Source organism: Brevibacillus sedimenti (assembly GCF_020923495.1).
GTDB classification, from domain to species: domain Bacteria; phylum Bacillota; class Bacilli; order Brevibacillales; family Brevibacillaceae; genus Brevibacillus; species Brevibacillus aydinogluensis.
The window spans coordinates 1,683,546-1,694,945 of the sequence record NZ_CP064048.1 but is presented as its reverse complement, the minus strand read 5'-3'; the positions used below and the strand labels follow the sequence as shown (position 1 = coordinate 1,694,945).

Annotated in this window: 11 protein-coding genes; all 11 read right to left on the bottom strand. The window is 48.4% G+C overall.

Annotated features, from left to right (window positions below):
- Positions 1–16: 16 nt before the first annotated feature.
- The 11 genes from IRT44_RS08335 to IRT44_RS08285 all read right to left on the bottom strand — a co-directional run bounded on the left by IRT44_RS08335 (position 17) and on the right by IRT44_RS08285 (position 11,247).
- Positions 17–1,210: a helix-turn-helix domain-containing protein gene (locus IRT44_RS08335; protein WP_230077740.1), complete on the bottom strand. Its 1,194-nt coding sequence runs from the start codon at positions 1,208–1,210 to the stop codon at positions 17–19.
- A gap of 280 nt (positions 1,211–1,490) precedes the next feature.
- Positions 1,491–2,123, bottom strand: coding sequence for a restriction endonuclease (locus IRT44_RS08330; RefSeq protein ID WP_171565220.1), 633 nt, complete (start codon positions 2,121–2,123; stop codon positions 1,491–1,493).
- Between the two features lie 86 nt (positions 2,124–2,209).
- Entirely contained in the window at positions 2,210–2,584 is a 375-nt protein-coding gene (locus IRT44_RS08325; protein ID WP_171565221.1) for an iron chaperone, read from the bottom strand.
- A gap of 182 nt (positions 2,585–2,766) precedes the next feature.
- Entirely contained in the window at positions 2,767–3,483 is a 717-nt protein-coding gene (locus IRT44_RS08320; RefSeq protein ID WP_230077739.1) for a CPBP family intramembrane glutamic endopeptidase, read from the bottom strand.
- 198 nt (positions 3,484–3,681) lie between these two features.
- Positions 3,682–4,275, bottom strand: coding sequence for a YdeI/OmpD-associated family protein (locus IRT44_RS08315; RefSeq protein ID WP_230077738.1), 594 nt, complete (start codon positions 4,273–4,275; stop codon positions 3,682–3,684).
- Between the two features lie 194 nt (positions 4,276–4,469).
- Positions 4,470–5,195: a 3-oxoacyl-ACP reductase FabG gene (fabG, locus tag IRT44_RS08310; RefSeq protein ID WP_230077737.1), complete on the bottom strand. Its 726-nt coding sequence runs from the start codon at positions 5,193–5,195 to the stop codon at positions 4,470–4,472.
- Between the two features lie 63 nt (positions 5,196–5,258).
- Positions 5,259–6,581, bottom strand: a complete 1,323-nt coding sequence (locus IRT44_RS08305) for a gluconate:H+ symporter (RefSeq protein WP_171565227.1) — start codon at positions 6,579–6,581, stop codon at positions 5,259–5,261.
- Between the two features lie 58 nt (positions 6,582–6,639).
- On the bottom strand, positions 6,640–7,662 hold the full coding sequence (locus IRT44_RS08300; protein WP_212132174.1) for a ketopantoate reductase family protein: 1,023 nt from the start codon (positions 7,660–7,662) through the stop codon (positions 6,640–6,642).
- A gap of 113 nt (positions 7,663–7,775) precedes the next feature.
- Complete coding sequence (locus IRT44_RS08295; RefSeq protein ID WP_230077736.1) at positions 7,776–8,612, bottom strand: beta-keto acid cleavage family enzyme; 837 nt, start codon at positions 8,610–8,612, stop codon at positions 7,776–7,778.
- Positions 8,613–9,296: 684 nt separating this feature from the next.
- Positions 9,297–10,307 carry a LacI family DNA-binding transcriptional regulator gene (locus IRT44_RS08290; RefSeq protein ID WP_171565230.1) on the bottom strand — a complete coding sequence of 337 codons (1,011 nt, stop codon included), beginning with the start codon at positions 10,305–10,307 and terminating at the stop codon, positions 9,297–9,299.
- Positions 10,308–10,593: 286 nt separating this feature from the next.
- Positions 10,594–11,247, bottom strand: coding sequence for a 2OG-Fe(II) oxygenase (locus IRT44_RS08285; RefSeq protein WP_212132255.1), 654 nt, complete (start codon positions 11,245–11,247; stop codon positions 10,594–10,596).
- Positions 11,248–11,400 lie beyond the last annotated feature (153 nt).

Genomic DNA, 11,400 nt, shown 5'->3' with positions numbered 1-11,400 from the left:
GCGATATTGTCAACTGTTAGCACAATTTTGCTCGACGGTAGGCAGTGGGGGAACAGTTCGCGTACTTTTTAAACGTCCGGGTAAAGTAGTTGGCGTCCTGAAAGCCGACAACAGCCGCGATCTCCTGGATGGTGCAGTCGGTCGAACTCAGGTAGTACTTGGCTTTTTCCACCCGCAGCCTGTTGAGAAAGTCGATTGGGCTCATGCCTGTCTCCCGCTTGAACAGGCGGCTCAGGTGATACACACTGACGCAGCAATATTGTGCTACTTCTTCCAGCGTGAGCTTCCGGCGCAGGTTTTCTTTCAGGTAGCGGACGGCCTGACGAATGATCGGCGAAACATCGCTCAGGTCGTTTTGCTCCATGTACGCTGTCAAGCGGCGGGCGTATTCGCATACTTTTTGCACGAACTTGTCATACCGGATGGTCACGTACAAATCCTGAATAAATCTGGCGTTTTCCGACAGGATGAGGGCGGCATTGGCCCCCGAATCCAGCACCTGACGGGACATCGTAATCACCAATTCCACCGCTTCCGATTTGAACATGTTCACGTCATGGCGGTACGTCTGCGCCATTTTGTCCAGCAGCGCCCGCAGAGACGCGACCGTTCCCTCTTCATCGCCGATCCGAAGGCGTGCGACCAGTTCCGCCCGCTCTGCCGGCGTGAGCGGCGAGTCCCAGCCGGCTTCCCGTCCCTGCTTCTTTTCGTAGTGGAAAATGAGGGCGTTGCCCTGAAAAAACCGGTCCACCATGGCCTCTTTCGCTTCTTCGTAGGAAAAGTGAAGCTGGTAGGGGTTGTCGTAATAGCTGCCGATCCCGATCGATACGTTTACTCCGCGCTTCTTGCACCGTTCTTGAATCTGCCGGGCTATCCGGCCGGTGACCTGCCGGAATCCCGACTCCTTAGGAGAGTGCAGCGCCAGTTCCACCAGGACTGCGAGAACGCCCTCGGCCACCCACATCCAGACAAACGGTTCGCTGATCGCCTCGCATACGCCTTCCACCACCTGCTGGCCGATCTCCATGCTCCAATGAAACGGCTTGCCGATCACCAGATCGGTATAGCGGTCGATCGAGACCACCATCACCACCTGCGGGTGCACCCGGATGCCGAACGATTCCTGCATCTCTTCAAAACTGCCTTCGTGCACCAGCGTCCCCGACAACAGCAGGTGAGAAAACGTCGCCTGTACAGGGTCCTGTTTCATTGCGCTCACTCCTCGCTTTAGACTGCGATTGTGGCTCGGGCGTGGACCGGTGAACCGTGCCTGCAGCCGCAATCAAGGTCTTAGCCCTATGGTACAGTATTTCCGGCATGTTTGAGGATCGGGAAGCATTGAAAAATCCTGCCAATCGCCAGCCGGAAAGCTTGTCTCCACCGTCACCAACCCCCGTACGACATTCTGTCACACGGGGGTTGGTTTGTTTGCAGTCGCGTTATTTTTCGCGCTTTCTTTTATACTTGTTCAGGAATTCCAGAATGAGGCTTTATAAGTTTCTTATCAGCTTTTCAGCCTTGATATCTTTTTTCACTTCAAGATTCGCATTCTTATAATCGGACCACGATTCCAAAATAATTCTTGGTTCCGCTTCTATGATGTCCTTGGCTTTCTCCAAATCGCCTTGCTTGAACGCATTGATAATTGCGATTAAATCCTGACGATCTAACAATTTTACGTGATTGATGCCCGCTAACGTTTCACATGAAGTTGTGAAACTGGTTGACGCAATCACAATAGACTTTTTTGCTTTGTAATATCTCATTGAGGAATAGACCTGTTGGACAGCAGCGATTCCAACTGGATTATTGATATCTTGGCGCTTAGCCTGAATCACGTTTCGTACTCCGGAACGATCCGTGAAAACAAGGTCAGCGCCAAAATCTCCGCTTCCTACCGTCTTATAGACTCCCGTATACCCCAACGCAACAAAAAGGCGGTAGAGATACAGTTCGAATTCATGACCATCTGTCATCTTGTCAATATCTTTTATATCGATGTTTAACGGGTCAAAATCCTTCTGCACAGGAATAGAAAACTTCTTTGAACCAAATAGTTTGGCACCGGCAATAAAGATCATCATGAGAACAATTACAAAGATGGCTAAGATGGAATAAAACATGCTTCCTCCAAAACTCCTGCTAATTGCTCGTCTTTTCGACAATCAATTCCTTGAATGACCTTATTCCGTTACGTACTATCACATTTTTACGATTTCCGCCAAAACGTTGAACAGTCTGCTTTATCCCGAATGTTAAATTCAATGATTTTCGCAAGCAGATCGTAATGGACCGGCTTATTCCACGGGATTCGAAACAATCCCTTGGTAGCGCTGTAGCCGGCCTGTGCAATCTCATCGGCAAACCGCGCAATGCCCGCTTCTTCCGGTGAAACGCTCAAATGCTGCTTCGCTGTGGAAAAAGCGATGATAAATGTGCCGTGGTCGGTAAACATGGGCGTATTCCACTTGATATGCGGTTCCAAATTGGGGAATGTATTCGCAACCCACGCCAACACTTCCTTTGTCCGCTCACGGTGGTCGGGGTTATCAATGCCTGCCAAATACGCTGCAAAAACCTCCATGCGTCTGCCTCCCATCATCATGTCGTGCAACGTACTCCAACTTGCCTGTTGGCGATATGATTGCCGTCAGTCTCACACGTTATGTTCAGCAGAAATACGTCATAAACGTCGACCAACTGGCAGCGATGACATTCGCCTGCTGTACGCCGCCTTTTTAGTAATCGGCATACACTTCGCGGTACCTAGAACAAGAGAGGGAGCAGGATCACTTGATTGATGACGTGCGTAGTGACATGTCCGAGCATCGCATATGCCAATCCATGCTTCCAATATAAATAGCCGAACCCAATCCCTGGCAAAACGTTGAGCAGCATCGTACGAGTGACAGTTACCATGCTTACACCCAGCACTTGTGCAGTCGCGGGAAGATGCCCGGCAGCAAACAGAAGCGCGGCGATGACAATACCCGCCATGTACATGCCGCTGCTAGTTGCAGATCTCGTCATTTTGCTGACAAGCCATACAATGAGCGTCATGAGTCCGAACCGCAGCAGTATTTCTTCAATGATGCCTCCGTACAATACGCTGCCCAAAAAATAAAGCCAGGAAAATGCAAACTTCTCATCCAGTCCCAACGCTTCGGCAAAGACCAGCTTTTCCGGAATGGCGATCAAGCAGGCAGACAAAAGTCCGATGGCGGCTGCCGCGGCAAGGCTTTTGCTGTTATAAACAAACGGTTTGTTCAAACCTACTTTTGGCGAAGCCCACAAGCCTGCGATCGTGGCAATCCCCGCCAATACTGCTGTTTGCAGCATCGCCACGATGATCATGACGTTTTTTGACCCCAGTTTGGCGACAATTTCTCTTTCCATTTCAGGCGTTAACGACATGACTTGATGGGCGCCGATCACCCCACCGGCCACCAACCCTAAAATGAAAACAGCGATCACTTTTTTCATCGTTACCCTCTCCCAATAATCCCATCGCGCGGCGTTCCTGCTCGATGCCCCCGCAACAAGATTTGATACCTTGCCATATCCTCTGTTGAGTTGCAGCCGCCATAGATGTCGCATACGCCCATTTTGTCATATATTACCTGTATAAAGCAATTCGCGAATGAGAGACTGCGTTACATACGCTCCCGTTCGTTCAAAGGCTTAATCATGCAATCCCTTACCGTTGAGAATATGCGGCACGTATTTTTCAATCCTTGACTCACGCGTTTTGGATTGTTTGGGTTTGGAAAAATAAAGAATGTATGCTCTTTGCCGTCCCGGCGTCAATGCTTCAAAGGCAGTTTTCAAGGCAGGCATTTCAGCAAATTTCTTTTGCAGTTCCTCAGGAATGGTGAGTTCTGCCTTCTTGCTGCCATCCACTTTCAAGCCGGCTTTTTCCACTTCAATCGCTTCATGAATATAGGCTTTCAAGATGGGTTCCATCTCGATGATTTCTTGCACATTGGTGAAGCGAATCTGGCGCGCCGCCTGTACATGTTCCGTTTGTCGGATGAGAATGCCGTGAGTATCCTGCAGCAATGCTCCTTTGTGAAACAGCAGCGCACAGTATTCTTTAAATCCATGTATGAGAACTACGTTTTTGTTCTCATACGTGTAACAAGGATGCATCCACTTAAAATCTTCGGTCAGGCCGCAGTCTAGAACGATATTGCGCAGCGCCTCAAATTCTGCCTTCCATTTCGTCGCGTTCCTGATAAATTCATCGACTTTCGGATTCATGCTGCTGCTGGTCATGAAGTACACCCCTTTTCAATGTTTGATCACTATTGTCCGTTAGTTTCATCCTTTCCGTCAGTCTAACATGTTATTTTTCTGTCGGAAATGAGATAATCTTCTAACAACTAGGACCTCGGAGAGCAAAATCAGCCCAACGAGAAAAGGATTGAGCTTCGCCCGAGGCAAAGTTCAATCCCCTCATAGCTTTTCATCTAAATTGACAGACCGCCATCGACAGGTATGACAGCGCCATTGATATAGCTGGCCTCATCACTGGCCAGGAATACATACACATTCGCGACATCCCTTGGTTGTCCCAGCCGTCGGAGAGCGATTTTCTCCTTCATGCCTTGAAGTACAGATTCCGGCATTTTGTCTGTCATCGGGGTCACGATAAAGCCGGGAGCCACAGCGTTCACGAGAATTCCCTTCCTGCCAAGCTCTTTTGCCCACGTTTGGGTCATGGCGATCACCGCTGCTTTCGATGCGGCATAATTCGTTTGTCCGAAATTCCCCATCCTCCCCACAATGCTGCTGGTATTGATGATTCTGCCGGCGCCTTCCCTGATCATATGGGGTACCACCGCTTGCGTGCAGTGAAAGACACCGGTCTGGTTAATGGAAATCACGCGGTCCCACTGTTCCTGCGTCATCTTTACGAGCGTAGCGTCCATGGTGATTCCGGCATTATTGATCAAGACATCAATCTTTCCATAGCGGTTGATTACTTCACTGACCATCCAATCCACTTGCTCGCGGTTGGATACGTCAACGGCCAGTCCGAGGCCATTCACCTCGTTTGCCACTTTATCCACCTGCTGCGGATCACGGTCAACGACAACAACATGTGCCCCTTCGTTTGCAAATATTACACTCGCTTCTTTGCCTATTCCTCCTGCTCCTCCCGTAATGATGACAACTTTCCCTGCCAGTTTCATGCACGACACTCCTCATCACATTTTTGAATCCATTCCTTATGAGTTGCAATCAATTTGTCAAAATTATCCGAACATCATGTCCAATGCCAAAACGCCGAGTATGCCGTAAATCGCGACAAGGGTGTACATGAAACATACAGATTTGATGGTTTGTCCAATCGTCAAATTAAAATACTCCTTTGTCATCCAGAACGAGACATCGCTCGGCGGAGCCCAGGCAATGGAAGCACTTCCGATGGCAAGTACCATCAATTCAGGGCTCACACCTGTTTCTTGGACGATGGGCAGCATAATTCCTGCTGTCGTTAACACCGTTACGGTTGCCGATCCTACAGCCAACCGAATGATCAGCGCAATCAACCATGCCAGGATAAAGGGAGAGATATCCCATCCGTTTGTGACATCGGCAATGTATTGTGCCATGCCGCTGTCAAGAATTACTTGCTTGAAGGCGCCGCCGCCACCGAGGATGAAAATGATCCCTCCCATGGAGATCAGTGCACCCTCGGCAATTTTCATGATTTCAACCATCGTCTTTCTCTTTTTACGCAGCCCAAACACGTATACGGCGACAAGCAGGGAAACAAGCAGGGCGATATCCGCATTCCCGATAAAGGTCAGGGTTTGATTGATGATCGACTCTTTCGGAAATGCGAACTCTGCAATCACCCCGATCAAGATCAAGATAACGGGTAACAACGTCGTGAATACTGACGTTGCAAAGGATGGGACCTCAGCCATGTTAAATTCTTTCTTGGTGACCAAATGATTGGGGATGTTGATCTCCCAATTCCGATACAGCTTGGCAATCAACGGACCAAAAATCACCGTAGCGGGGATGGCCAGCAAAAATCCGTATCCCAACACAACACCCAAATTCGCCCCTAACGCAGCGGAGATTGCGGTTGGTCCCGGATGCGGCGGCAAGAAGACGTGGGTAATGGAGATTGCAGCCAGAAAGGGCATGCCCACCTTCATCAACTTCACTTTTGCTTCATTGGCGATTGTATACACGATGGGAATCAGCAAAATGTAACTGACTTCATAAAACAAGATTACCCCCAACACAAATGATGCGATACAAATCGCCCAATCCACCCGTTTTTCCCCGAAAATCTCAATCAAGGTAGAAGCAATTCGGTTCGCTCCGCCGCCTTCCGAGATGATTTTTCCAAAAACCGCTCCCAATCCAATAATAATCGCCAGATGCCCCAGCGTACCGCCAAGTCCCGCTTCAATGGATTTTACGATCGCTAACGGCTCCATTCCCAGGAAAAGTCCGACGAAGATTGCGGACAACATGAGCGATAAAAACGCATTGAACTTGCATACGATAACGAGCAGAAACAACAGGACAATCCCTAAAAACAATGCGACAAGCGGCATACCCGTACACTCCTTTCCATTTTCGAGGATTTCAACATCAGGGGCTTTTCCCGCTTTCCTATAGACGCGAACCAAAATAGACAATATTGTCTTCGAATTTCGGAGGTCTGCCCTTTTTCTCCGCTTCTTTCACCAACTGAACGACCAAATCGTTGTACGGCGTTTTAAGCCCTGCCTCCCTTCCTTTTTTGCTGACGAAGCCGTTGATGTAATCAATTTCTGTCGGTCTCTGTTTCTCCAAATCTTGCAGCATGCTGGCTTTTGTATTGCTGTGCGGTCCCCATACTTCCCGGTAAAAGCTCATTTTATTAGGGACGTCATCGAGATCCCGCAGCTCAAGGAATTCCATGTCTTTTCCCTGCATCGGCTCCAGGCGGATTCCGTGCGCATGTGCCACCTTGATCGTTTCATCGGCGATATGGGCCAAATGAAACATCGCTGCCTCATTCCTCAAAATGTCACCGAAACGGCAGCCCAATGCCGCCGACATTCCGCTAAATGTGGCATTCATCAAGAGTTTTGCCCACTTGATTCCCTGAATGTTGGCTGAAATATGACAATGCCCAACGAGATCCAGCACCTTCTTTACTTCCTGGATGCGAGGCGTTATCGATCCGTCCAGTTCTCCAATGTCAAACGCATAGTTTTGCATCGTATGTACTTCCGTCGCCAGCTCTGAAATCCCAGGTCCCAACCATGTCGCCCCGAACCCGACCACGCCTCCGATCGTTCTTTCGCGCCCGATCACGGACGAGACATAATCTTCAGGCACACCATTTTGCAGCGTACACACGATGCTGTCCTCAGACAGATGGGGGAGCAGTTGTGCCAGCGTCGTCTTGTTATAAACCTGCTTGGTCAGCAGAAAAACCAAATCATACGTACCTGTCATTTCGCTCGGCACAATCGCTTTTACGGGTACACACAGATCCAAAAAGCCGGTAATTCTTGCTCCTGAATTGTTGAGTGCGTCCACATGCTCCTTGTTAATATCGATTAACTCTATCTCTCGCCCCCCTTTCGTAATCAGCGCTCCGATGATCGTCCCCAACGAACCCGCACCCATAATTGCCATTCTCATCTGTTCTCCTCCTCACTCGCTGATTCTCTTCATTGGTCTGGTGTGAAGTCTGGTCCGATGTGAAATCGCTTACATTTTTTTCGTGTAAGATCGTTCTCATAACGTGCTCGCTGTTAGTGTTTTGCTGCACGTTTCGATTGCTTCAAGCCCAAAATCTCTCTCGCTTCATTGGGTGTTGCAACGTCTCTCCCCAGCATGTTTGATAATTGAACGATTCGTTCCACAAATTGCGCATTCGTCTTTGCCAGTTCACCCTTCCGGAAATAAACACTGTCCTCCATGCCCACGCGGACATGTCCCCCCAACAGAATGCTCATGGTATTGATCGTCAGTTGATCTTTGCTGGCCCCGATTGCTGACCACGTGGAACCAGGGGGAAGGCTTTCAACCAAAAACATCAGATTTCTCGGGGTAGCCCGCATTCCTCCCTGTATGCCCAGGACAAATTGAAAATGTGCGGGCAAATCAATCAGACCTTTTTCCGCCAACCTCAACGTATTCTCCAGCATGCCGACTTCAAATATTTCAATTTCCGGCTTGATCTGATGTTCTTTCATTTTTAACGCCAACCGCTCCAGAAACTGTGGAGTGTTATAAAAGACATGCGAGCCAAAATTCATCGTACCGGCATCAAAGGTCGCCATCTCCGGTTCCAATTCACAAACCTTCAGCCTGTCTTCATCGTTCATAAACAAACCGCCAGCCGTCGTTAAGTTGATAATGATATCGCACTTGTCCTGAATGCGAGCGACGACTTCCCTGTACGTATCCAAATCCAAGGTATTGTTTCCGTTTTCATCTTTCACATGAATATGTGCGATTGATGCGCCCGCTTGCCAAGCCTCATAAACGGAATCGGCGATTTCTTTCGGAGTAAGCGGCAGATAGGGCGTATGCTCACGAGTCGTCTGAGAACCTGTGGGAGCAACGGTGATAATCAATTTTTCCATCGCAATTCCTCCTCGCATCGTTTTTGAATGCTTGCTCGCCAAAAAGCCTCATCGAAACGTTTCGATAGAAAGCGTAAAAAAAGACGTGGAACCTCTGTGATTTTCAGGCTCACATGTTTGTGAACAAAGCAAAAACATGGATGTTTACTTCTCTTTTTCACTGTTTTCAGCAATCCTCATCGACGGACAGACACTACACTTCTAGCGAAACGTTTCGCTGCTTGTGATTCTGATTATAATGACCACTATGTATAAAATCAATATTTTTTGCAGAAAATTTTTATAATTTCTACTACAACCACAAAAAAACCATTTTCACTTTCACCAAGAAAGGAAAATGGTTAAGACTGAAGACACACAGATTGTTCGAAGGAGAATCACGTTTCCAGGCAGAGCGACTTGTGAGCCCTACCGAGCGGAGCAGCGATTTGCGGGAAAAAGGAGCGCCACCTTTGAATAGACGGCGTAGCAATGCGGCTTTGGCGATCCCCCGCAAATCGATGCGTAGCGTGCCGCCTGGCTTCCCTGCTGGGCGAGCACGGGCCCCGCCGAACGCGAGCGTTAGCTTGTGTTCGGTGGGTAAAGCACGGAGCGGATGACGGAAACGTGTTCTCCCCGCTACGGCTACTTTGTCTACACACTGACCATTTTTCTTTCATAAAGAAAGGAAAATGGTTATTCAGCTCATTTTCTTTTTTGTGCGCCGCAGCTTTCACGGATGACCAGGGATGGCGTGAGGATAATTTGCCGCGCCACCATCTGTTCCTTTTCCTGTATCATCTGCAGCAGCAATTCCATCGATAGTTTCCCCATCTCATACGTGGAGTGATCGACGCTGGACAGGGGGACCAGGAAATTTTCCGAAAAGGAGCTGTTATCATTGCCGATAACGGCAATATCCTCGGGTACGCGAATACCCGCTTCTCTCAGCCCCTTGATCACCCCGAACGCGACAATATCGCTCACCGCACAGATTGCCTCGGGCAATTCCTTCACCTGTTCGAGCATCTTTTTTACATTCCGGTACCCCGATTCCATGGAGTATTCCCCGTCATACAAAAGCATGGGGTCTACCTCTAATCCGTGTTGAGCCATACATGCGATAAATCCGTCTTTTCTCTCCCGTGCCGTGTTGATTTCCAAATTGCCGCCAAAATAGGCAATTCGTTTGTACCCCAGTGAAACCAGGTGATTTACGGCTAATTCAGAGCTGAGCGGATTGTTGATTCCGACGAAATTTTTATCATACCCGGGCGGCTTTCGGTTGATTAACACATACTTTAACCCTGTTTTTTCAATTTCGTTTAAATCCTTTGCTGTAGCAATATTCGCCAGAAGAATGCCGTCGACCTGTTTTTCGACCATCAGCTCCAAATATGCCTGAATGCGATTTCGGTCATTAGAGATATTGCATAAAATTACGTTGATGTTATGGTCAAACGCCACATCTTCAATGCCTTTGATCATCGGCGGGTAAAAGGGATTTAAGATATCTGTCACGATGAAGCCAATGGTATTCGTGGACTTCTTTTTCAGGCTCCGCGCTACTGCATTTGGCCGATAATTCAGTTCCTCAATCGCCTGCATCACTCGCTTCGTCAGTTCCGGACTCACATATGCGGATTGATTAATGACGGCCGAAACGGTCGAAAGTGACACTTTCGCTCTCTTGGAAATGTCCTTCATCGTAGCCATGTGAACCCTCCACGAAAACGTTTCGATACTGTTACTGTATACGAAATGTAGAACAATTGCAATTTTAATACGGTTAAAAAAATACAGTACATGTAATCAACCAGAAGCATTCGTTATGGATTAATGTCAGCATGATTTGCTTTTGAATCCTTTCCTTGGGTGCAGATCACCTATTCAAACCCAAAAAAGACAACCAGAAGACACTCACGGGGAAATCCCCCTGCACGTGCTTCGAGTTGTCGCGTAAGTGCGGATATTATATTGAAGATTTATGTAACGCATCCGGCTATGCTGGATTCGGAATGAGTCCAAGGCTGCGGACCCGCTGTCTGCGCATCCACTGCGTTGCGACCCATTTTTCCCCTCGAACAACGGGAACGCTGCTGTGCAAGGTCAAGTCGTTCAAGGCTTGGTCGCGGTAAAAATATTCAAAGTACACCGCAGAGCCGCGTTTTGGTTTCACCGATAACCGCAGTAACGGAAAGACTGTCTCTCCCCCTTCTTCCACATCGTTCAAATAGATGACCAGCGTGCTGATCCGATTATTCTTGGCCGAAGGAGTATTTGGACGGAAAAAGTCATGATGAGCCTTGTATTCTTGACCGGGAGCGTAGTGAAGCACTTGTAATCCTTCTGCGTGTTCGATCGGCACGTTCATCAATTCGGAAATTCGCCTTTCAATGCGCCGAATCAACGGGTTTTCCTCTTCTTCAAAAAACATCCCGCGGCTCGAGCGAATCTGGCTGACCACCTTGTTGACAAGTCTGGATTCTTTTAGACGGGAGGCGGCTGCCTCAATCAACTGCTGGCATTCGTCGTCACTCAGCACCGGTTCAAACCGCATGACCAACGGCACTTTGTTGAGGAGCTCTGCCGCTACGACGCAATCATTGAGGGAGTAGAACGATTGAATCGGCAAGATGGAAATCTCATCGCTCATATCTCTCACCACTGCTATTCTGAACAGATTGAGATAACGAACTTGCATCAATGATTATACATCAGCAAAGGTTTTTCTGATAATATCCCCTTTTCGTTGATTTTTTCGCATAACGCTGCAGGAACACGCGATTGTAAGCCTCTTTCCCGCATA

Bases quoted from the DNA above. Each gene is read 5' to 3' on its own strand.
- IRT44_RS08285 (WP_212132255.1), bottom strand. From the start codon at position 11,247: ATGAGCGATGAGATTTCCATCTTGCCGATTCAATCGTTCTACTCCCTC.
- IRT44_RS08295 (WP_230077736.1), bottom strand. From the start codon at position 8,612: ATGGAAAAATTGATTATCACCGTTGCTCCCACAGGTTCTCAGACGACT.
- IRT44_RS08320 (WP_230077739.1), bottom strand. From the start codon at position 3,483: ATGAAAAAAGTGATCGCTGTTTTCATTTTAGGGTTGGTGGCCGGTGGG.
- IRT44_RS08330 (WP_171565220.1), bottom strand. From the start codon at position 2,123: ATGTTTTATTCCATCTTAGCCATCTTTGTAATTGTTCTCATGATGATC.
- IRT44_RS08325 (WP_171565221.1), bottom strand. From the start codon at position 2,584: ATGGAGGTTTTTGCAGCGTATTTGGCAGGCATTGATAACCCCGACCAC.
- IRT44_RS08335 (WP_230077740.1), bottom strand. From the start codon at position 1,210: ATGAAACAGGACCCTGTACAGGCGACGTTTTCTCACCTGCTGTTGTCG.
- IRT44_RS08300 (WP_212132174.1), bottom strand. From the start codon at position 7,662: ATGAGAATGGCAATTATGGGTGCGGGTTCGTTGGGGACGATCATCGGA.
- fabG (WP_230077737.1), bottom strand. From the start codon at position 5,195: ATGAAACTGGCAGGGAAAGTTGTCATCATTACGGGAGGAGCAGGAGGA.
- IRT44_RS08315 (WP_230077738.1), bottom strand. From the start codon at position 4,275: ATGACCAGCAGCAGCATGAATCCGAAAGTCGATGAATTTATCAGGAAC.
- IRT44_RS08305 (WP_171565227.1), bottom strand. From the start codon at position 6,581: ATGCCGCTTGTCGCATTGTTTTTAGGGATTGTCCTGTTGTTTCTGCTC.
- IRT44_RS08290 (WP_171565230.1), bottom strand. From the start codon at position 10,307: ATGGCTACGATGAAGGACATTTCCAAGAGAGCGAAAGTGTCACTTTCG.